Below are 21,665 nucleotides of genomic sequence, written 5' to 3' on the forward strand. Positions count from 1 at the left end.
TACTCCCCGCGGCGACGGCGACGCTGCTCCCCGCAGTGCTCCCGAAAGACCTGCCGAACCCGTCGAAGCGCATGCCGCCATCGACACGCGTCCGCGCTCGCCGATGGACAGGGTGTCGCTGGTCCGCAGCCGAACAAGCACCCGTTGGCAGTCCCAACCTGTGAAGCCGCAGGTTAGGGGGTTGCTCTGCGACAATATTTCGACTTGTTAAGCGGTTTCCTGGTCGGCGTTCCTGGCGGGCTGCGGACGATCCGCCTAAGGCGCCTTTTCCTGGTGGGTCCTGAGCCGATGGGAGCATGCCGTAGTCTTGCGCCGCGGGATTCCGGTTGGACGGGCGCGGGGGCGGTCACCGGAGTCCACGACGGGGGGAACGCCGTGGCTGGTTCGGTCACGTCTATCAGCGCGCCGCTGGATGGGACCGACCCGACACGTCTCGGGCCGTACACGCTGCTCGGCCGGCTCGGCGACGGGGGAATGGGCACCGTCTACCTGGCCCGTCGCGACGGCGAGGAACGCCTCGTCGCGCTGAAGGTCATCCGCGGCGACCTCGCCCGTCAACCCGAGTTTCGCGCGCGGTTCGTCCGCGAGGCGCGGATGGCACAGCGGGTCGCGCGGTTCTGCACCGCCGAGGTGCTAGACGTCAACGCGGACGGGCACTGGCCGTACCTCGTCACCGAGTACATCGAGGGCCAGACGCTGGCCGAAGCGATCCGCGAGCGCGGGCCCCTCCCCGTCGCGGAACTCGAACGTCTCGCGGTCGCGGTCGCCTCCGCGCTCAGCGCGATCCATGCGGCCGGCGTCGTCCATCGCGACCTGAAGCCAGGCAACATCGTCCTGTCGCCCTCCGGCGCCCGCGTGATCGACTTCGGCATCGCGCACGCGCTCGACGCGACAGCGGCGTTGACGCACACCAGCCTCGGCACACCAGCGTTCATGGCTCCCGAACAGGCGTTGGGGCAGCCGGTCACGGCGGGTACCGACATCTACGCCTGGGGTGGCGTCATTCTCTATTCCGGCACGGGACGGCTGCCGCACGGCGGGGGCGCGACCCCAGCGATCCTCTACCGCGCCGTCCACGAGGAACCTGACTTCACCGGGCTCGACGAGGGGCTGCGTCCGCTCGTCGAGCAGACCATGGCCAAGGACCCCGCCAGCCGGCCCTCCGCCCAGGACCTTCTCCTGCGCCTGGTTGGCCGCCCGCGGTCGGCCGATGCCGTCGCTTCGCCACTCGGATCCGCATCCGCGCCCCCACCCCCGGAACCTGGCGGGAACGCCGTCGACGCCAGCACCCAGAAGCTCACCGACGGGACCCGCGACATCGCGGATGCATCGAACGTTCGGAGCACGACGGATGGCGAGCAGGTCCTCCTCACCTCCGCCATCGCGACGTCTCCGCCTGCTCCGACCGTCCCGCCGGTCCTCCCGTCAAGCGAGGACGCACTCCTGACGCTGGTGGCGCACCAGATCGGAGAGACCACCACCGGCGCGGCCAGCGACACGGCCTCCGAACTCACAGGCAAGGGCCAGGGCACGGGCACGTGGTTCAGGCGCCATCGGCCTCGACGGTCTCGCCTGGCGCTGGCGCTCGCGCTGCTCCTGACGCTCGTCCTGCTCGCGGCCGCGGCGGCGGGCGGCGCCGTGGTCCTCCTGACGGGTAGAGGCACCCCAGCCGCCGCGGCCGGGGTCACGACCGAGCCCGTGGGGTCGACCGGGACCAATCCGTTCATGCCACCCATCGGCTCGGACCAGCGGCGGGTGACGCCGCCGAAGGGCGCCGGCGGGACGTTCTCCGGGAGCACACCCGGGCTGTACGGAGGCACGCGGAACAAGGCGGCCTGCGATCAGGGCGCGATGGTCGCGTTCCTCCAGGCCCATCCGGGGCAGGCCGCCGCCTGGGCGGCGACACTTGGAATCTCCGTCATGAGCATTGCGGACTACGTTGCCGGGCTCACTCCCGTTATTCTGCGATCTGATACCGCGGTAACCAACCACGGCTACCGCAACGGGCATGCGACCGCTTTCCAGTCCGTTCTCCAAGCCGGCACCGCCGTGCTCGTCGACAAGTACGGCGTGCCGGTGAGCCGCTGCTTCTGCGGCAACCCACTCACCCCGGCCCAGCGGGAATTCTCCTCGTCACAGCACTACATCGGCACAGGGTGGACGGGATTCTCCCCGGGAGCGGTCTCCACGATCGAGAAGTCCGATACGATGATCGACACTTTCATTCTCGTCGACCCGGCGACGAACGACGTCATCGCGCGCCCTCGCGCCTCGGACGGCTCCCAGGACCGGGGCGTGGACCCGGCCACGTCCCCAATCGCCCCGTCCGCCAGCACCGCGCCGCCGGCCACCGTACCTGTCGGGCCTACCACTGCCGCTGCGCACGCACTCCCGCCGACGTCACCCGCCGTCGCGACGCCGGCCACGCCGCTGGCGGCGCGCCAGTCCAGCTCGACGAACCCTCCCGCCGCAACGACGCCTCCCGCGCAGGCGACCATTCAGCAGACGACGCCAGCGGCCCAACCGAACGTCTCGGTGGCCGTCCTGAGCTGCCCCAGTGCTCACTGCAACTACATTCAGATAGAAAGCACAGGCTCCGCGCCTCTGGTTGTCACCGGCATCGAGGGGCGCGGAACCGTCTCGGTGCGCGATCCCAGTCCATGCACCCGGCAGATCGCCCCCGGCGAGTCGTGCCAGGTCGTGGTCAGCCACACCCCGGACTCCGCAAATGCCGTCGTGATCTACCACAACGCACCCGGACGGACGACAACGGTCGATCTTTACAACGGGTGACCAGGATATGGGCGCCCCAGGATCGGCGGGTTCGGAGCCGTCAGGCGTCGAGATAGCCGCGACCGAGGGCGGTGGCGACGACGATGCAGACGGCGCGCCGTCATGGGCCAGGTCACGACGGTCGCCTCGTCGACCACGGGGTCGCACGCGTGCGTAGACCCTCAGGAAAGAAGCCGTCGAGGCGCCGGACGCCTCCGAAGGGAGGATTACAGCGGGCCAGCGCGTCGGCCAGGTCACCGCGAAGTTCCGCGATCCGCTTGCCCAGTTCCTGACTGAATCACACCATCGGCGCGAGCCACTCCGCGACGCGCCAGTTTCCTGACGGCTCCGTCACTGACGGGTCCATCAGCTTATCGGCGGGAAGATGTCGGATTGAGCGGTTTGGCCAGCCGAGACGGGGTTGGGCGTGGTTGGATGCGTAGGGCGATCGTCGGGCTACGGTGACGATCGGTAACTACACATCGATGGCTGCTTCCCCGGAGGTCGTGGATGGCGATCGCGCCGCGGTTTCGCCGGGTGGCGGCGTTACAGCGGGAGTTTGTGGACCGGGAACCGTTGCTTGACGCGTTCACGAACGAGATCGAGCGAGTCCGGGCGGCGATGGCCGCTGGCGAGTCCGTGCCCCGGGTGCTGAACATGACCGGCGTCGGCGGGATCGGGAAGTCGCGGCTGCTTCGCGAGCTGCGGGTCCAGGCCCCGGAGGGCTGGCGGACCGCGGTGCTCGATCTCCAGGTGCCGGCGATGCGACAGCAGGAGGATGCCCTCGCTGTCCTGCGCGCCGAGTTCGGCAAGCAGGGAGTGCGGTTCGACCGGTTCGACATCGCCTACGCGGTGCTGTGGCAGCGCATTCACCCTCACCTGCGGATCAGCCGGGAGACGCTGCCGTTCGTCGAGGAGAGCGGCGTGCTCACCGAGATCATCGATTCGGTCGCCGGGGTGCCCGTGTTCGGCACCGCGCTCGGGCTACTGAAGGCCGCGGAGCGGGTGACCTCGGATGCGCGCCGCCGCCATCGGATCAGTCGCGACGAGACCTTGTCGTCGCTCGACGAGCTACCGAACGCCGAGGTTGCCGACGCCGTCACCTATCTGTTCGCCGAGGACCTGCGCGACGCGTCTATCAGCCGCCCCTATGTGCTGACGATCGACACCTACGAGGCGCTGGTGCCCGCTCCGACCCGCTCGGGACGGACGCAGCTCGCGGATGTCTGGCTACGCGACCTGGTCGCCCAGCTCGACCGCGGCCTGGTCGTCATCGCCGGCCGGGAGCCGCTGCGCTGGGATGCCTACGACGCCGACTGGCATGGGCTGGTCCGAACCTGCCCGGTCGACGAGTTGCCGATGGAGGCGCGGCTGGCGTTGCTCGGCGCCTCTGGAGTCACCGAGGAGGGTGAACGAAGGCGGCTCGCGAGGGCGAGTGCGGGGCTGCCTTTCTACCTGCACCTCGCCGTCGACACAGGCGACGTCGGCGGAAACGAAGAGGGCACCGATTCGATGCGGACGCGGGCGGCGACGCAGCGGGAGATCCTGCAACGCTTCCTGCAACATGTCGCGGCTGACGAGGTGCGGACGCTGGAGGTCCTCGGCGTCGCGAGGATCTTCGATCAGGAGATTTTCCAGACCTTGACGGCGGCGCTGCGGCTTCCCGGACATGTGACGGCCTGGGAGTCGATCTCGTCCTACTCGTTCGTCTACCCGGCCGGTGACCAGCTCCGGTTCCACCAGCTCATGGCGGGCGCCCTGCGCGACCGACTGTCCGCGCCGGCTCGTCTGGAACTCCACCAACTGCTGCGCGATGCCTGGGAACAGCGGGCTTTCGAGGACCCCGCAGAAGGTGGCGTCACCGACCAGGAGAGGTCCCGGAGCCTCGGCGGACGAATGCTGGCGGACCCGGTCGCGTTCCGGGAAATGGTCTTCCATGCGCTGCACGTCGGGGAGATCACCGGAGTCGAGCTGCTCGACCTGGTCGAGGTGGCGGTACGCGGCGGGGCTGATGGCGCCGCTGGGGGTGTGCTGACTGACCTGCGCGAGTTCCTGCGGGAGAACCCGGCCCACGTGACGTCGGAGTTGACCGAGGCCGCGCGGGTGATGGACGTCGAGACGCTGCTTCGCCGCGGCGAGGCCAGCCAGGCGCTGGAGCTGACCCCGGACGAGAACTGGAACGTCAGCCAGCCTGTCGGGGCACGGCTCGCCGTCGCCGCCGGCCAGGCACGCCGCATCGCGGGCCAGACGACGGCCGCGTTGACGATCTACAACCGAGCTTGGGCCGGCCAGGACGACACCGCGCGTATGGGCGCCGGCTTGTGGGCCGCCGACCTGCACATGTGCCAAGGACGGTTCGTCGAGGCGGAACGGTTCGCGACCGAGCTGGACGCGATCGCCGAGCGACGGCATCCGGAGTGCCGCGGCGACGTGGCCCGACTGCGACACCTGGCGCACCGGTTCGCCTTCGACCTCACGACATCGGGCCGTCTTCTCGACGAGGCGGCGGCGTACTACCAGGAGGCTCGGTCCTACCTCGGGAACGCGAACATCAGGACGAACCGGGCCGAGCTGCTCGCGTTCGTCGACGCGCCGGCCGCGATCCCCGAGGCGCAGGCGGCTATCGAGGTCCAGACCGAGATCGGCGCGCAGCATGAGCTAGGCAAGTGCCACACGGCGATCGCCGTCGCCGAGCTGCGGCTCGGCAACCTCGACCGGGCCGAGCCGGCGTTCGACGCGGCGGTCGAGGCATTGACCCGGGCAAGCTACCGATCGGGGCTTGCTCGGGCAAGGTTGTACCGAGGGGTGTTGGAGGCACGACGCGGCCAGGTCGGCCTCGCCCGGGAGTCGGTGTGCTGGGCGGTGAGCGAGCTGGAGGCCGCGGAGGTGTACCCGACGCTGGTGCTGTGCGCCGGAGCCGCGCTGCGAGAGCTTGGAATCGAGGACCAGTACGTGACGGACGCCTGCCAGCGCGCCGAAAGCGCCATCCAGCCACTCGACTCTCTCGACGTCCTGAAGGGCCGCATCGACGCGCTCGCCCGCGACCTGCTCGGATTCGGCGGGGCGGCCTGATGACGAGTTTCGACCCGGCGACCCCGAATCCGACTGCTTCCACGGCCGGGAATGTCCCAGCCGCTGCCGCGGCCGTCGACGAGACCATGCCGGTCGCGCCGCGCGCGGCCACGAACGAGCCGGATGAGCTGTACCGGCTGGCCCTGGCCCGCACCGACCGGAGTGCCGGCTTCTACAACCACAACGTCCGCGTCGAGACGCCGGCGGGTCCCGTCGTGGTGCGCATCCCCATCCCCGGGGCCGACACCATGGACCTCACGATCTGGCCAGAGTCCAAGGTCGTGCGCGCCATCCACCCCGTTATCCCTCGGGCCCCACGGCTCCTCCACGCCAGCGTCGACCCGGCCTACCAGATCGTCGAATGGATCGACGGCGACGTCCTCGACGCGATCGCACCCCGCGGCAAACGCGTACCCGAACATGTCATCCCCGACGTCGGCGCCCTGTTCGCCCAGCTCGGCCAGGTCCCGCTCGACCAGCTCCCACCGCTCCCCGCCGACTGGCCCACCGACGGCGACACCACCGCCTTCGCGAGCAGGCTGTCGGCCATCACCACCGACGTGCACGCCAGGTTTCTCGACGAGTTCGGCGATCTGTTCAAGGCCCTCGGCTTTCCCGCCGACCCGCTGGAGCCGGTCCTCGAACGTTGGTCGACTCTCGCCCCCAGGCCGTTCCGCCTGCTCCACACCGACATCCACCGCAAGAACATGATCGTGAACGGCGGGGTGACGTACTTTCTGGACTGGGAGCTTGCTCTTTGGGGCGACCCCGTCTACGACCTGGCCGTCCACCTCCACAAGATGGCCTACCAATCCGACGAGGAGCAGGCCGCCCAAGCCGCCTGGCGAAACGCGGCCCCGCCCGAGGCCGCCGTCGACTGGGCCCGAGATCTCGCCACCTACCGCGCCCACGAGCGCGTCAAGTCCGCCGTCGTCGACACCGTCCGCTACACCAAACTCCTCGCGGCCGGCACCGAAAACCCCACCGATGAGGCAGCGCTCGTCGACAAGCTCGTCGCCAAGCTCCGCGCCGCCCACGCCGTATGGCGCACCAGCCATGTCACCGACCGCTCCAAGGTTGAACCCCACCTCCGCGGCTGGCGCCCGTCCCGCGCCGACCCGTGATGACCTGAGGATTCAGAAACGGGGCTCACGCCCGGACTCGGCCCGCCCGGTAGGCACGGGTCCCGAGCACGGTCGCCTCAGCTGACCTCCCGTCGACGACGATCTTGGTGACGGCACCTCGCCGGTGATTGTCGGCCCCGCGCGTAGTACCGATCACCGACAAGATCCCGGACGACCGCGGAATCCAGCACCAACCAAGCCATGACTGCGATCCTCCCGCCCATGCCGGCATCGCCTCTCCGAAGGCGGGCCGTTCCGAAGGACCCGCCGTGCGCACCGCCGAAGGCCCCGGATCCGGCGACGCCCGCCCATCGGCTCCAGCCCTGATCAACGGCGAAGCCGATCAGATCTCGGAGGTTGGGCCGTCCATCATCCACGTAGCCGGAAGGCGGCTACTTTCCGGCGCCATTGGCTGCGACGGTGCCGCCAACCGCCAATTCGTCAGCACTTCCGCGCCGCACCACTATAGTCATTTTTCGGTTTCCAAAAATTCGGGGGTGTACACCCCCGAATGACAAGAACTGGACATATGTTCGAATGCGTGGTTCCGTTGAGGCATGCTCGCGCTGCCCGTTCCCGAGGAACCGGATGGCCGGCCCGCCCAGGTGTGGTCCAGGCCGGACACCGGAATCCCTCGGGCTCCGTCTGACGCCAACCAAGATGGTGTCGCAGAAAATGGGCACGAGAACTACGCGGCGGTATCCGAAGGCGGTGTTTTCGACGCCGGTAACGGCGGCGACGGTGCCGGGTTCGGCGGGCGGCATCATGTACTGGCCGAGCTGGACGGGGTCGTCGGCGGGCTGAAGACGCTGGCCGGAGCGAACCTGTGGGCGCTGTCCCACCCGGAGGCGCTGGAATTCCTGGGTGCCGCGGAGCGGGCCGGCCGGCTGCTGGCCTCGGTCCTGTTCGCGGCGGTCCGGGACCTGGGCGGCCGGGACCTGCGCGGCGTGTTCGGCGAGGAGGACCTGCCCTCGACGGCGGAACTCCTGCGCTGGCAACTGAAGATCCGCCCCGCCGACGCCCGGCGCACCRTCGACCTGGCCCGCGACCTCGACCTCACCTACCCACGCACCGGCCACGCCCTGGCCAGTACGGCRATCAGCCGCGACCAGGCCACCGTCATCGTCACMGCGCTGCGAGCACTCCCGGCGGACACCCCRTCCGAGCAGCRCGACTGGGCCGAACAGTTCCTGCTCACCCAGGCAGAAACCCTCGACGCCGGCGACCTCGCCGCCCTCGGCAAGACGATCCGCGCCCGCCTACAGGACCAGCTACACCCGCCCGGCTCGGACCCACGCGACGACGGCGACCAGGCACGACGCCGCGAGCTACACCTGACCGACCAGCCTGACGGCACCACCCGCATCCACGGCACCCTCGACGCCGACGGCGCCGCGGCCCTGCGCGCCGCYCTCGAACCCCTCGCCAAGCCCAGACCCCTCGGCGAGAACCCGGAAGATCACCGCACCRTCCCTCAACGACGCGCCGACGCCCTCATCGAGATCACCGAACGCGTCCTGGGCACCGGCACCCTGCCGATCTCCCGYGGCACCCGGCCCCACCTCACCGTCACGACCACGATCGACGCGCTACTCGGCAAGGGCGCCGCCACCCCGGCGACCACCGGCCACGGCCTGCCGCTATCCCACGCCACCCTGGAACGAATCTGCTGCGACGCCCATCTCACACATATCCTTCTCTCCCAGGAAGGAATACCCCTCGAGCTCGGCCGCACCCGCCGTCTTGTGCCACCGTCGCTACGCCGCGCCCTGGTCGTCCGGGACGGCGGGTGCACGTTTCCTGGTTGTCAGAAGAACGCTGCCTGGACAGACGCACACCACATCGTTCACTGGCTTTCCGGCGGCGAGACAAACCTCGACAACCTCGCCCTGCTGTGCGGTTTCCACCACCGGGTCGTGCATCGCGGAGAATGGGCCGTCTCTATCGGGTTGGACGGCCACCCATACTTCGTCCCGCCCTACTCCGTCGATCCCCAACGCAAGCCCCGCCGAAATCCCCTACACCGCGGCCTCGACCATCTTTACACCGGAATCTGGGAACCCCCAGCCCGCGCGGACGACACTCGACACGGCGACAACCCGGTCCGCCCGCCCGCCGACGACTGCTGCGCCAGCGAGACGGCCACTTGCCCCGAGGCAGGCCGGCCCGACGACCGCTCGAACGCCCTCTTCGACGACACCTTCCTCGGCGAGGACGACGAGGACCGCGAGCACGACGACAGCGCACCGGCAACCGGCACCGGCCCGTCGACCAGCCACCCCGCCAGCGGACCAGCACCCGGTCCGCCAGCCTGACCTCCAGGCGTGGGGACGAGGTCGGCCTGCGCCACATGGGCCGCTGGCCCTACCTGGAACACGGAGACCAGTCGCGCAAGCTGCTGGTCGAGAAACCGCGGACCATGCCGCGGATAGGCCGTGGGCTCGACGCTCACGAGGGTGGCCAACTGGCCACGAAGCGGCGCATCGGTGTCGAAAGCCATGTCAAGATGGCTCCCCGTGGCCCCCCGACCCAGGACTCGTGCCCGTGGGCTACGCGCCGGTCGTCGGGCGGCTGTTCAGGCCGCGCTGGTCACCCTGCTCACCGCGACCGCGGTGGTGCTCGCCGAGCGGGGTACCGACGTCCCGAAGGACAAGGCCGAGGTGCTGTGGCAGCTCGGCTTCGGGATCTTCTCGACCATTCTCACCGCGCACACGATCGTCTTCGCGGTCAGCGCGGACGCCGAGTCGGTGTGGCCGTCGTTCACCGACGTCGTCATCGCGATCGCGTTGCCAGAATGGCTGGTCGTCGGCCTGGCCTCGATCCTGGTGGCCTCGGCCGGGGACATCGGCGGGGATCCAGATGTCATCAACGCCGGGCTGGCGCTGGTATCCATCCAGTCCGTTCTCGGGATCTACACGCTGCTGAAGTCGCTGCAGGCCCTCGGGGGCGAGGGACGGCGACGGTTCCTCGCGAATCTTGCTACCCGGGATCTGCGCCGGGCGGCCCGGCGGGGCAACCCTGTCCGGCTGAAGGACAAGCACCTGATCGAGGACTACCTGTCCGGGGTCGAGACGGCGATCGACCGGGGCGACGTCGCGAGCCTGTCTCAGCGGGCCGCGGAGATCGGCCTGTACTGCCGGGCGGACAGCGACCCGCGGGTGGCCCGTTGGCGGCTCGCCCTGCTGACATACCTCGTCGAGCGCATCGGCCGCGCCGTCCTGTATGACAACCTCACGGGCGATGCCGCCCGGGTCGCGTTACCGCAGCTCATCGATGGCACTCTGCAGTCCAGCTACCGACTGGCGGAGCTGACGCTGCCGGCCGGCGCGGCCTCGGACCTGGACAGCCGGGTAACCGAGGTCGAGTCCGCGGTCAGCCTGGGCCAGGTCTGCCGGGTGATCGGCTGGCTGCAGCAGGCCGCGCACGAGCTTCTGCAGCAGGAACCCGGCCATGTCGGCGCGCGGCAGATCATCGCATCCGTCCAGACGGGCCGGAAGCGGATCGTGCAGTTCGTCGACCCGGACCCGCCCGGGTTCTTCCGTGAGCACGGCGACCCGTGGCCAGCGGGGCTGAGCGACCCGCGCGCGGTGCTGGTCTGGCTGTGGGCGCTGTGCGAGTTCGGCGGATCGTGGGTGGGCAGCGGGCTGTACATCCTCGCCGAGGTGCTCACCGGCGAGAAGTTCTACGGCAACTACTGGCACGGCGACTGCGTCATCACCGAGATCGAGCGACGGATCGGCCAGCACGGGCAGCACCCACACCGCCGCCGCGACCGCAAGACCGAGCTCGTCCTACGCGCCTGCGGCGGCCTGGACGCGATCTCGCTGGAACTGGCCGCCACAGTCATCGCCGGACTGCGCAACTGGCGGTTCACCGCCCCGCCGGGCTACGAACAGGACCCGGCGTTCTCCTCCGATCGCCGCTACCTCAAGTCGCAGCTGTCGATGTTCTCTACGCATGACTGCCTGCCGAACGCTGAAGCCGCATTCGACTGGCTGGCGCGCACGCTGTCCGATCTGCCGACCGAACCATCGCTGTGGCGCCTCGTCCAGGCGGACTCGAACCGTTGGGGCCTGACCGAAGGTCTCGACCTGTACGGCCCCGCCGACCGCCCGGCCGCCGCCGTCCTCACCTCCCTGATCCGGCTGCTCACCCACCGCCCGGCCGAGGCCCGACGACTCGCCGACCTGCTGCCGCTGCCGCTGCTCGGCGGCGCGCTGCAGCTCGCCCGCTTCGCTTTGGCGACCACGCCGTCCGCCGAGCCCGTGATGCTGACCTGGTCCGCAGACGGACACGCTCGCCTGGGCCCGCGACAGACCCAGGTCGACGAACTAATAGGCATCCTGGAAGCCGTGATGGCATGACCACCGCACCCGCGTCCATGAGCCGAGCCGAGTGGGAACGAGCCCTGGGCCAGGCGACCAGCGCGCCCGAGGTGCTCGTGATCCAGGTCAGCGCGGACTGGTTCACCGACGAGGCCTGGTTCCCTGTCCGCGATCAGCTCGACCTGTGCCTGTTCCGACGCGCCCTGGCCACGCCAGGCCCGTTCAACCTGCGCCGCATGATGCTCTACGACCACCCAGCAACCTGGGCGGCGACCCCGAGCGCTACCACCGGGCCGCAGGCGAGCACGGGAACTGGATCAGGCGAGTACGCCGCCAGCTCGCCGCCTGCGGAGCCGCAGGAAGCGCTGGCAAGGCCATGCCAGCCAGCCAGGACTACGAAGTACGCCAGCTCATCCTCGACCGGGTCGGCGCCGCGCCCCCACCACCGATCCCTGACGGCATCTGGTTCACCGATATGCCTGAGGCCGCGGAAAATGCCTGGCGAACCCCCGGGCTCATTCCTCTTGACCCCCACGAAGATCCGATTATCGGCCCCCACCGCGACCGCAACCCGCTCTGGCAGGGAGCCTTCCTTGACTGAGACCAGCGCCCAGCCCGGCCATGCCTCGAGCGACGCCGCCGCCCCGGCGAGCTCTGGCGGCGGAGGCTCGACCACGGCCAGCGCCGCCCGCATCGACCCCGCGCTCGGGCTCAACCTGGTACCCAGCCGTGAGTTGCAGGCTCGCCAGCAGCCGGTCAGCATCTGCGTGCCCGCGCACAACGAGGCGGCGACCATCACCGAGGTCGTTCATGACGCGCTGCGCGCCTTGAAGCTGCTCGGCGCGGACGGCGAGGTGATCGTCGCCGCGAGCGCCTGCACCGACGACTCCGCCGACCTCGCCGAACGGGCAGGCGCCCGAGTGATCGAGTGCGGCCGCGGTAAGGGCGTCGCGCTCAAGGCCGGGGTGGCAACCGCCAAAGGCGACATCATCGCCACCGTCGACGGCGACTTCCGCTATTTCGGCCCCGAACCCATCGCCGCGACCCTGCTGCGGCCCATCCTCTCCGGAACGGCCGACGCGACCATCGCCGACCTGTACTGGCGACCGCTCTACCCGCAGCTGACCTACTACGGCTTCTTCGCGCCGCTGGCCGGCCGGCTGTACCCAGAGATGCTTGCCAAGGTCGGCACCACACCCTGGTCCGGCCAACGCGCCGCGATCCGCCCCCTGTGGAACGTCGACCTGCCGGACGACTTCACCGTGGAGATGGCTCTCAACCTCGCCTGGAATGACAGCTCCGCCCGGGTCCGTCCCGTCCTGTCGGACGACTGGACAAACCCCCAGCGCCCCAAACCCGATCTTCTTCGCGCCGAACTCGAAGTCATCCTCGCCCACGCCATCAGCACCGGCCGCCTGCGCCCGGACGGCACCGCCCCCGTTCTCGCCTGGTTCAACCACGTCCACGACTGCATGGCCACCTACCAACCCGGTGCCGACGACCCAGCGGAGTTCGAGACCAGGCTTCTACGCTTCAGCACGGAGGCGCTGGCAGCCTAGCGAGGTCGCCGCTGCCAGGGGCAGACATTGCACGCCGCTTCGGCTACACCTATGTCGAGCAGCATCGACGCCGTCACCTGGGCCGGCCTCGCGCCGTTCTGACAGCCCCCGCTCACCGACCTGTGCCACCGCGACGGACGGGCTGGCTCGTCGCCAGCGAGGACGGCGTCGTTGTCGGGCTGACCTTCATTGTCGGCGCGGCCTGCTCATCACCCGCGACGGCTACCGGACAGCGCCATAATGATGGCTGCGACACTGCCTAGTGAGACAGCGTCCGACCGACCGACGATACCAAGATTGTCGCGTGACAGCGAACCTGCGCCAGTGCCAATGGGGACTGTTCTGTCGCTGATCACGTGCTGGTCGTCGCGGTCTTACGTTGATCGGGTGACGTCGTCGGTACCGGTTTGGATCGGGTCGATCCGCGACTACATCAAGATCTAAAGAGGTTGAAGATCATGACGGATCAACTTCGCCGTCGCGGATCACCTTGGCAGGCCATTCCGCCTGCTCCACACCGACATCCACCACAAGAACATGATCGCTAATAGCGGGTGGGCGTACTTCCTCAACTGGGAGCTGGCTCTCTGGGGCGACCCCGTTTACGACTTGGCGGTACACCTCCACAAGATGGCCTACCAGCCCGACGAGGAGGAGCCCGCCAAAGCCGCTTGGCGCAACGCGGTCTCGCCCGAGACTGCGGCCGAGTGGACCACCGACCTCGACACCTACTTGGCCCACGAGTGCGTGAAATCCGCGGTCGGGGACACCGTCCGCTACTCCAAACTTATCGCCGCTGGCACCGAGTCACCAGCGGCCCAAGCAGCGCTCATCGACAAGCTCACCACCAAACTCCACGCCGCCCACACCTTCTGGCGCAGGGCGAATCCTCGACCGCGGCGAGGTGGACCGCCGTGTCCGCAGCCACATCCGCACGATCCGCGCCGCGGGATGATTTCCTCCGCCGATAGCTCAGGGACGTTGTTCAGAAGCTCGGCACCAACGCGCGAATCTTCGCCGCTGATGCCGGATTTTCGCCCGATCTAGAAGCCGCCGACGGGGTTTCGAAAAGTGTGGTCGCGGTGCCATCTGAAGTACCTCTCCCTGCCGCTCGTCCACCAAGAGGTTGACCGGCCGCGCAGTCGGTCGCGGGCGTAGTCCGCGACGCTGGGGGCATCGTTGACCTCGCCCGCCACTAACAGCTGACCGCCGGGGCCCACAGCGACGTACCCACGTTCGTATAGGCCATCGCACCCCAGCAGACAAGCAAGCATCGCGACATTGTCGAAGTCCTTCCGCTCCTCCTCATTGCACGCGGCGCGCTTCTTGATATGCGCAGCTACAAGCAGGTTCACAGGAAAGGGTCGGCCACACAACGCGCATCGACGCGCGCCGACACGGAGTAGATGTTGCTTCAGCGCCTCCTGCTCCGCGCGTGCGGTCCGGACCACCAGTTTCTCGGTCTCGCCAGTAAATGTGGCTCTGGCGCATATTCGGTGGTGACGTTCAGTGATCGCGTGGTGAGACGCCGCTTGCGTCTACTTTGTCCTGGTTGAGGCTTTCCAGCGCAGCGCGGCGGCGCCTGCCGGACCTCGCGAACGTCTGTGAGGTGGCCGATTTCGACCGCTTTGACCTCCACGACCGGCGCTAACGCACCGTTACCACCGAATGTGCGCCAGAGCCGTAAATGTGACAGCCACCGGTTCGAGCACAGGAGCGCCGCCGGCATCCGGCCCCGCCGCCGCCCGAGGCTGGGTGCGGACGTCAAGTGTCCAGGCCTCCGCGAGGACATCCGCGACCTCCTCCTTGATGACGAGGGCCGGCTGGACCACGGCGTTGGGCTTCCACCCGAGGAGGGGTGATATCTCGGAGAACGGGATCCGGACACCGCGCAGACCACTGATCGCATACATATGCTCCCAGGTCAGATCGTGCTTATCTCGCCCCCAGAGACGCTCCGCGAGACTCGGATTCCTGAACCGGTACGCAACGGTGCCGCCGGCGAACAGGGCCCGATCACTGTAGAAGAAAACCGCATCGTCGACATCGAAGGCTTCGATTGTGTGCTTGTTGCTACCACCTTTCCCGGGCGTGAGTCCCCACATAGGGGCGGCGCCAGACGGGAACAGATTATCGAGCGAGGATCGCTCGTCGGGTGTCAGAAGGTCCTCATGGTCCTGGAACCGCACAGGATTCTTGATCGTACGCCGGTATCTCCCCGCCACAGGAGCATTCTTCTGGTTCGCCGGTTGGATCAATATACGCATCGGTTACCCCTGCCGACTATTTGCCCGCTCGACTGGGCGACCAGTGCCACCGCTCCACGGTCCACGCGGTACGCCGCGATTGCCCCGGCGGATCAGAAGGCCAGCCTGGCCGGCAACGCGATGCGCAGCGTACGGATCCGAAGATCGACCAGCTTTGGTTAGGTCACCTGTTCAGCGTGACGGTAGGCGCTGTCGGACCCGACATACCTAACCCAGCAGGGGTACTACTGGCACGAAGGGCCGAGGCGGCCGTTTCCGCGGCCTGTACCTCGTCATCACCGAGACGCCGGCCTTCTACGACGGAACGCAGGGCGTGCAGCGCCTCCCACCGCCGGCCCAGCGGCTGGCGACCGACCTCACCCCTCGGCCCGAAGTGGGACACGGGGAAGTCTGCGCAGATCCGGTTGGCCGGCTTCAGCGAAGCGTCGCTGGTGGAACTCGGCGGACAGGTACGCGGGCTGTCCACGGCTGGCGCGGCTGCGCGGATCGACAAACTCGTCAACGATGCCTACCTTGGCGGGCGGCTGGCTGGCTGGCGCGGTCGCCGGCAAGCTGGGCGAGAAGGTAGGTCACGCCCCGCCTGTTCCTAAAGATGCTCGTCGGCGACATCCTCGACCGCGTCGACGACTTCGACCCCCGCCGCGACTACCCCCTGACGATCGCGCCCGCCGAGATGACCGACCTCGAGCGCAACGCCGCCTCCCGCGCCGACGACATCGACCTGGACCTCGACTGAGCTCCCACCTGCGCGAAGACGCGCATGGTTGGCCGCGCGGTGCCGTACCCAGCCCTGCCACCTGTGGTGGGGCGCGTACCACGCGCGAGTCTGCACGGCCCAACACGTCGCCCCAACTCCGCTGGTCTCATGGGGCTTGTGGTTCGGCTGACCCGAGCTAGACTTGAATCAGATGGTCACATCCTGATTCAGAGAGGGGGTTGCTGGGATGAAATCGATGGACCTTGAGCTGGTTGCCATGGCCGAGCGGATCAGGCAGGCCGTGAGCACTGCCCGGCTGACCCAGCGCGCTCTGGCTCAGGCCACGGGCATCTCGCAGCCGACGCTGTCTCGGATCATGACCGGCGAGCGGGCGGCCAAGATGCCTGAGATCATCGCGATCGCCGACGCAACCGGTCACACCGTGGCGGAGCTGACCGGCGTCGGGTCGGTGGCCGACCGCGTTCAGTGCGCGGCCCGCGCCACGGGCGAAGCCGAGATGGCCGAGATGCGCCAGGAGCTGCTGCACTTCCTTGACCTGGACGCCTACCTGGATGACCAGGGCATCCCGCCGCTTCCGGTGGTGCCATGACGGCTGAAGCAGAGGGTAGGGAGGCGGCCGCGCGGTTCCGCCATGACCACCGGCTGGGAGTGCAGCCGCTGGGCGATCTTGTGTCGATCGTCGAGCAGGCCAGTGGCATCGATGTGGCGGTGCTCGATGTCGGCCCGGACGAGCATGGGCTCACAATGCGCGACCCGGCCCGAGACTCGGTGGTTATCGGGGTGGCGCGCACGAACCGGCCGATGCGGCAGCGCAGCACCCTCGCCCACGAGTTGGCGCACGTCCTGTTCGAGGACTGGGCCGACGAGCCGGAACGCTCGTGGAGCGAACGCCGGCCCGAGGAGGTACGCGCGGACGCGTTCGCCCGGCATCTGCTCATACCGGTGGACGGGCTGCGCGAGTTCCTCGGCAACCGCGACCGCGGTGACACGACCCTGGTTCTGCTTTCTCAGGTGGTGCAGCGGTTCCTGGTATCCCCGGCGATCGCCGCGATCGCTCTTGAGCAGGCGGGGTACCTCGCTGAGACCATGAAGGCGACATGGATGACCCTCACCACTCCTTTACTCGCGTCCCGGTTCGGATGGATCGACCAGTACCGCGCCCTCGAAACCGAGTCCGATCGACGTCGAGCTCCCCAACGGCTCCTCGCCCGTGCGATCAACGGCTACCAGGAGCGCGTCGTCTCCGCGCAAACTCTGGCCACGCTACGTGGCGTCAGCGTCGCGACCGTCGAGGCAGAGCTGTGTGAGGCAGGCATCGAGCCTCGAGAGCCACCCGTTCTCTGGACCGACAGCGCCGATCTCCCGGATGTGGACATCGATCCAAGCGACCTGGACGACCTGGACGACCTGGACGACGAGCCTTCCGGGACCACCGAGCGATGACCACGCGGCCCGTCATTGACGCCGGGCCCGCTCTGGGTTTCCTGGCCATCAACAAGGAACGCCTGCTCATCAGCGTCCTCGGACGTCTCAGCGCCCCGGAGACCGTCGCCGCGGAGGTCCTCCGCAAGTCTCGCTCCGACGGCCGGTTCCGCGCGGCCGAGGCGGTCTGGCAGAAGCTGACGCCGAACTGGATTGAGATCCTGCCCGACGACGTGACACCTGAGCTTTCGGCCGTCGTCGCGCGGATCACTCGGCTCCCCATGCGCCAACGCATGAAGGAGAGCAAGGATCTGGGCGAGACAATGGTTATAGCTCACGCCGTGGTCGCGGCCGAGGCCGGCGCGACGGTCACCGTCCTCATCGACGACGGAGCTGGCGCCGCGATGGCGACCTCCGAGCGGAGACGACTGGAACGGCTCCGGCTACAAGGAAGACCGGTAGGCGGCCTAAGGCTCGTCAGCACCCTGACCGTTCTGGAACGCGCGGCCGGCGGCAAACACATTCCCGACAGAGCCACGATGCGCACCATCTACACTCGGCTCCGCGACCATGACGACGGTCTTCCTCCAATTGAACGGACCGGACTGCTCCTGCCCGAGCTCTGGGTGGCAAGAACGCGCGCGAGGTAGGTGACGCGATGCCACACCGCGTCCGCGTGCAGTCGCGAGTTGCCCTGCGTCGGAACCGCGAAGCGACCGTCAGCCAGGCCGTTGCTGGCCATCGCGGTTCGGGTGGATCGACCAGTACCGTGCCCTACAGGCCGAGTCCACCTGGCGTCGGGGAGGTCCGGATGAGCGACGGAGCTAGCTCAACGCGCCGGCGGGACCCGCGGCACGGCTGCCCAACGGCCTTCGGCATCGTCGAGGACCTGAGAGATTGCACCCTCCCCGTCGCGGGCCTGGATCTGGGCCTCAGGTGACCGTCGAGCCCGAGCCCGAATCCGGCCAGAGCGGCCCGGCGGATGCGGCGGAGCTGCTGCATCCGGTAGTGCTGCACCACATCGTCAACACGCTGCAGTGGCCGGGGCTGCGGCCGTTGCAGGAGGCGGCTGTCGGGCCGCTGCTCGCCGGGGCGGACGCGCTGCTGCTCGCCCCGACAGCTGGCGGAAAGACCGAGGCCACGGTCTTCCCCGTGCTGTCGCGGATGGCGGCGGAGAACTGGCAGGGAACCTCGGTCCTGTACCTGTGTCCGCTGAAGGCGCTGCTCAACAATCTGGCACCTCGGCTGGAGGCCTACACCGGCTGGCTCGGTCGGCGCACCGCCGTCTGGCACGGCGACGTGACGACCAGCCGCCGGGACCGGATCCGCCGAGAACGGCCCGACGTCCTGCTGACCACGCCTGAGTCACTCGAGGCGATGCTCATCAGCGTCCGCACCGACCATCAGGACTTCTTCGCGGGCGTGCGGACCGTGATCGTCGACGAGGTACACGCCTTCGCCGGCGACGACCGCGGCTGGCACCTGCTCGCCGTCCTGGAACGCCTGCGCCGCATCATCGCCCGCGAGCAGGCCGCGAACGCCACCGGCTCTCTCCCGTCCAGCCCTCCCCCGTCCGCCGACGACCGGCGCGTTCCGCGGAACGCGGAGATCATCGCAGGCAACGCGCGGCCCGAGGGTGTCGGACCGACGATGCCCGCCAGGCACGGACAGGCCGGGCCGGAGCTTCAGGTCATCGGCCTGTCAGCGACAGTCGGCAACCCGGCCGAGCTGCTGCACTGGTTGCAGGGCTCCGGCGCCGGCCGCCGCCGCGCGGAGGTCGTCGCCCCGGACCTGGCCGCCACGCCGACGGCTGTGTCGTCGACCGGGCAGTTGGCTGGGCCCGCCGTCAAGGCCGTCACCGCCAGCCTGCCCACGCCTGACGCGGGGGCAACCGTGGCCGGTAGCGCCCGTCCCATGATCTATTCGCCGGCTCTGCCGCCCGCCCCGCCGCCGGGCGAGATCGAGCTGGACTACGTCGGGTCGGTCGCGAACGCGGCGAAGGTGCTCGCTTTGCTGCACCAAGGCGAGAAGCGGCTGGTCTTCTGCGACTCGAAGAAGACCGTCGAGGAGCTCGGCCAGGCGCTGTGCTCCCTCGGCGTGACGACGTTCCTTTCGCATGCGTCCCTGTCGGTCGACGAGCGGCGCCGGTCCGAAGAGGCCTTCGCCCAGGCGCGCGACTGCGTCATCGTCTCGACGAGCACGCTCGAGCTCGGCATCGACGTCGGCGACCTGGACCGCGTCGTCCAGATCAACGCTCCGGCGACCGTCGCCTCGTTCCTGCAGCGCCTCGGCCGCACCGGCCGGCGCGCCGGCACCATCCGCAACTGCCTGTTCCTCGCGCTGTCCGAGTCCGCGTTGGTGCAGGCGGCCGGCCTGCTGCTGCTCTGGGGCCGCGGCTGGGTCGAGCCAGTCGTCCCCCCGCCGGAGCCGCGCCACATAGTCGCCCAGCAGGTGCTGGCCTACTGCCTGCAGGAGAACCGCGTCGGCGACCAGCTCTGGGCCGAAGAATGGAACGGCGTCGCCCCGTTCGACCGGTCCGCCGAGCCGATCGTGCGCCACCTCGTCCGGATGGGCTACCTCGACTCCGACGGCGGCATGCTGTTCGTCGGCCCCGAAGCCGAGCGGAAGTTCGGCCATCGGCACTTCTCCGAGCTGACCGCCGTGTTCACCGCCGCCCCCGAGTTCACGGTCCTCTCCGGCCGCGACGAGATCGGCCGGACCGACCCGGTCCTGCTCACCGACCCGGTCGAGGGCCCGCGCCTGCTGCTGCTCGCCGGTCGGAGCTGGCGGGTCACCCACATCGACTGGAAACGCCGCCGCTGCTTCGTCGAACCCGCCGACGGCGGCGGCCGTGCCCGCTGGCTCACCTCAACGGCCGGGGCCCTGTCGTTCCCGATGACCAGGGCAATGCGCGCGGTCCTGCTTGGCGCTGACCCCCCAGTCTCGCTGACCCGTCGCGCGACCGAGCATCTCGCGGCGATCCGTGACGCCCATCTCGACGTTGTCCACCCCGCCGGAACGATGATCGTCCGAACGGAGAACCTCACCGACGTCCGCTGGTGGACCTGGGCGGGTGAACGCGCGAACCGCACCCTCGCAGCCACCCTCAGCGACCTCTCCGACCCCAGCCAGGCCCCCACCGCCGCCTACCTGCGGCTACGCACCGACCTCACCCCCGACATGTGGCGAGCGGCCACCACCGATGCCGACGCCCATATCTGCCTCCCTCTCGTCGCCGACGAAGCGCTCAGCGGCCTGAAGTTCAGCACCGCCCTCCCACCCCGTCTGGCCGAAGCCACCCTCGCCAGCCGCATGTCCGATCTCCCGGCCGCCACCACCGTCCTGTCCGAACCCGTCCGCTTCGCAGTCCTGCCCGCCTGACCTCGCGGGAGAGATTGCGGTGCGCGTTCCGCGTGGGCTGCCAGCGCCGACCCGCCAGAGATCGGCGTCGACATCGGCGAGCTGAGCGACATCGTCATCGGTCGGGCGAGCCAGTCCGGTCGCCGGGTGGTCACACTCCGCGCATCAGACCGCCGGTGTCCAGCCGTGGCCCGTCGCGCGGTAGCCGTTGTCGGCGAGGAAGACGCGGGCGCGGCCGAGTGCGCGTTCCGTGCCGAAGACCTCCCAGCGTGACCGGTAGCCGTTCGGCGCGTCCACGAGCGCGTCCCGGAAACGCCGGAACGGGCCGCGCCCGTCGAGGGCCCGCAGTAGCCGCTCCCGCCAGCGCGCGTCCACCGTGTCGGCGAAGTCGAGCATGTCCCGGTAGCCTTCGCCGCTCTCCGGAGAAAAGGCCAACCACCTTTCCGGGTCAAAGTCGTCGCGGAGCTCGTTCAGCTCCGGCGGCGGGTCGAACTCCAGGCTTCCAGGCGGCCATATGAACCCGGTTTCCAGGTCGATGACGCCGCGCCCCTGGCGTGGGTCACCGTCCAGGAACTCGGCCAGGTCCGCCAGATGCACCGGAATCGGTGTCAGCGGCCACCGTGGCAGGTCCGGGACGCTGCTCATCGGCGCGTCGGCCGCCGTCTCCGGCGGCCAAGGCTCCCCGAGCACGTCGGCCAGCTCACGGGCCAGCACGTCGTCGCCCTCCCAGCCCCGCCCCCACAGCTCGGCCACGCATCGCCGTGCCTGCTCGGCCAGCGCGTCGGCCTCCTTGCCGCCGATCCTGGCGGCCCCGGCCCCGGCCCCGGCGCCAGCGATCACGTCGAGCAGCAGCTGCCCGACGTGCTCGGCGACGGCCGCGATCGGCCGCCCGGCCAGCGCCGCGGCCACGTCGACGCCGGGCGCGCGTAGCCGCCACAGCTGCTCACGATCCCAGTCGAACACGCGCCAGTCATACCCGTTCACAGGACCCCATGACCAGCGACGCGACCACATCGGGGACGTCTCCGGCGCCCGCGGTGCGACGC

17 protein-coding genes and 1 pseudogene are annotated in these 21,665 nt (G+C 69.2%); 15 read left to right on the forward strand and 3 right to left on the reverse strand.

Translation table 11 applies throughout. The features are described 5' to 3' along the window. Positions 1 to 375: 375 nt before the first annotated feature. The 9 genes from BCD48_RS52520 (at position 376) to BCD48_RS25740 (ending at position 13,899) form a co-directional block, all read left to right on the forward strand. Positions 376 to 2,793, forward strand: coding sequence for a serine/threonine-protein kinase (locus BCD48_RS52520; protein ID WP_071050941.1), 2,418 nt, complete (start codon positions 376 to 378; stop codon positions 2,791 to 2,793). Positions 2,794 to 3,282: 489 nt separating this feature from the next. Further along, positions 3,283 to 5,844, forward strand: a complete 2,562-nt coding sequence (locus BCD48_RS25710; RefSeq protein ID WP_071050942.1) for a tetratricopeptide repeat protein — start codon at positions 3,283 to 3,285, stop codon at positions 5,842 to 5,844. Beyond that, positions 5,844 to 6,968 carry a phosphotransferase family protein gene (locus BCD48_RS25715; RefSeq protein ID WP_071050943.1) on the forward strand — a complete coding sequence of 375 codons (1,125 nt, stop codon included), beginning with the start codon at positions 5,844 to 5,846 and terminating at the stop codon, positions 6,966 to 6,968. Before BCD48_RS25710 ends, BCD48_RS25715 begins: the two co-directional genes overlap by 1 nt. A gap of 269 nt (positions 6,969 to 7,237) precedes the next feature. Further along, complete coding sequence (locus tag BCD48_RS50805) at positions 7,238 to 7,483, forward strand: hypothetical protein (RefSeq protein ID WP_131804102.1); 246 nt, start codon at positions 7,238 to 7,240, stop codon at positions 7,481 to 7,483. Positions 7,484 to 7,525: 42 nt separating this feature from the next. After that, a complete protein-coding gene (locus BCD48_RS25720) occupies positions 7,526 to 9,283 on the forward strand; it encodes an HNH endonuclease signature motif containing protein (protein WP_241841980.1) in 1,758 nt (585 codons plus the stop codon). Positions 9,284 to 9,484: 201 nt separating this feature from the next. Beyond that, entirely contained in the window at positions 9,485 to 11,332 is a 1,848-nt protein-coding gene (locus tag BCD48_RS25725) for a hypothetical protein (RefSeq protein WP_241841981.1), read from the forward strand. A gap of 337 nt (positions 11,333 to 11,669) precedes the next feature. After that, on the forward strand, positions 11,670 to 11,894 hold the full coding sequence (locus BCD48_RS54065) for a hypothetical protein (RefSeq protein WP_241841982.1): 225 nt from the start codon (positions 11,670 to 11,672) through the stop codon (positions 11,892 to 11,894). Beyond that, entirely contained in the window at positions 11,887 to 12,852 is a 966-nt protein-coding gene (locus tag BCD48_RS25735; protein ID WP_241841983.1) for a glycosyltransferase family 2 protein, read from the forward strand. The genes BCD48_RS54065 and BCD48_RS25735 overlap by 8 nt, the downstream gene beginning before the upstream one ends. A gap of 465 nt (positions 12,853 to 13,317) precedes the next feature. Then, positions 13,318 to 13,899 (forward strand): phosphotransferase family protein, encoded by a 582-nt coding sequence (locus tag BCD48_RS25740; protein ID WP_083419192.1) that lies wholly within the window; start codon positions 13,318 to 13,320, stop codon positions 13,897 to 13,899. Here the strand turns inward: BCD48_RS25740 and BCD48_RS25745 are convergent. Further along, positions 13,896 to 14,207: a hypothetical protein gene (locus tag BCD48_RS25745; protein WP_071050945.1), complete on the reverse strand. Its 312-nt coding sequence runs from the start codon at positions 14,205 to 14,207 to the stop codon at positions 13,896 to 13,898. The two genes, BCD48_RS25740 and BCD48_RS25745, sit on opposite strands and share 4 nt — an antisense overlap. Before the next feature lie 303 nt (positions 14,208 to 14,510). Next, complete coding sequence (locus tag BCD48_RS25750; RefSeq protein ID WP_131804103.1) at positions 14,511 to 15,077, reverse strand: hypothetical protein; 567 nt, start codon at positions 15,075 to 15,077, stop codon at positions 14,511 to 14,513. Positions 15,078 to 15,375: 298 nt separating this feature from the next. Here BCD48_RS25750 and BCD48_RS56845 point away from each other — a divergent pair. The 6 genes and pseudogenes from BCD48_RS56845 to BCD48_RS25770 all read left to right on the forward strand — a co-directional run. Next, positions 15,376 to 15,687 (forward strand): annotated as a pseudogene (locus tag BCD48_RS56845) (BREX system ATP-binding domain-containing protein); the annotation flags it as partial. A 24-nt stretch (positions 15,688 to 15,711) separates the two neighbouring features. Next, a complete protein-coding gene (locus BCD48_RS56850) occupies positions 15,712 to 15,855 on the forward strand; it encodes a hypothetical protein (RefSeq protein ID WP_241841984.1) in 144 nt (47 codons plus the stop codon). A 217-nt stretch (positions 15,856 to 16,072) separates the two neighbouring features. Beyond that, the gene (locus tag BCD48_RS25755; RefSeq protein WP_071051044.1) at positions 16,073 to 16,426 is read left to right on the forward strand and encodes a helix-turn-helix domain-containing protein; all 354 of its coding nucleotides are present in this window, start codon (positions 16,073 to 16,075) and stop codon (positions 16,424 to 16,426) included. Further along, on the forward strand, positions 16,423 to 17,280 hold the full coding sequence (locus BCD48_RS25760; protein WP_071050947.1) for an ImmA/IrrE family metallo-endopeptidase: 858 nt from the start codon (positions 16,423 to 16,425) through the stop codon (positions 17,278 to 17,280). The genes BCD48_RS25755 and BCD48_RS25760 overlap by 4 nt, the downstream gene beginning before the upstream one ends. Beyond that, a complete protein-coding gene (locus BCD48_RS25765; protein WP_071050948.1) occupies positions 17,277 to 17,909 on the forward strand; it encodes a PIN domain-containing protein in 633 nt (210 codons plus the stop codon). Before BCD48_RS25760 ends, BCD48_RS25765 begins: the two co-directional genes overlap by 4 nt. Positions 17,910 to 18,195: 286 nt before the next feature. After that, positions 18,196 to 20,640, forward strand: coding sequence for a DEAD/DEAH box helicase (locus BCD48_RS25770; RefSeq protein ID WP_071050949.1), 2,445 nt, complete (start codon positions 18,196 to 18,198; stop codon positions 20,638 to 20,640). 144 nt (positions 20,641 to 20,784) lie between these two features. Here the strand turns inward: BCD48_RS25770 and BCD48_RS25775 are convergent, their stop codons facing one another. Further along, complete coding sequence (locus BCD48_RS25775) at positions 20,785 to 21,582, reverse strand: hypothetical protein (RefSeq protein ID WP_131804104.1); 798 nt, start codon at positions 21,580 to 21,582, stop codon at positions 20,785 to 20,787. Between the last annotated feature and the right edge of the window lie 83 nt (positions 21,583 to 21,665).

The sequence above is a fragment of the Pseudofrankia coriaricola genome (assembly GCF_001854805.1).
Taxonomy (GTDB): Bacteria; Actinomycetota; Actinomycetes; order Frankiales; family Frankiaceae; genus Pseudofrankia.

What these genes read in the sequence shown, in the direction of transcription:
- BCD48_RS25710 (WP_071050942.1), top strand. Translation starts at nt 3,283, where the DNA reads ATGGCGATCGCGCCGCGGTTTCGCCGGGTGGCGGCGTTACAGCGGGAG.
- BCD48_RS25715 (WP_071050943.1), top strand. Translation starts at nt 5,844, where the DNA reads ATGACGAGTTTCGACCCGGCGACCCCGAATCCGACTGCTTCCACGGCC.
- BCD48_RS54065 (WP_241841982.1), top strand. Translation starts at nt 11,670, where the DNA reads ATGCCAGCCAGCCAGGACTACGAAGTACGCCAGCTCATCCTCGACCGG.
- BCD48_RS56850 (WP_241841984.1), top strand. Translation starts at nt 15,712, where the DNA reads ATGCTCGTCGGCGACATCCTCGACCGCGTCGACGACTTCGACCCCCGC.
- BCD48_RS25755 (WP_071051044.1), top strand. Translation starts at nt 16,073, where the DNA reads ATGGACCTTGAGCTGGTTGCCATGGCCGAGCGGATCAGGCAGGCCGTG.
- BCD48_RS25760 (WP_071050947.1), top strand. Translation starts at nt 16,423, where the DNA reads ATGACGGCTGAAGCAGAGGGTAGGGAGGCGGCCGCGCGGTTCCGCCAT.
- BCD48_RS25765 (WP_071050948.1), top strand. Translation starts at nt 17,277, where the DNA reads ATGACCACGCGGCCCGTCATTGACGCCGGGCCCGCTCTGGGTTTCCTG.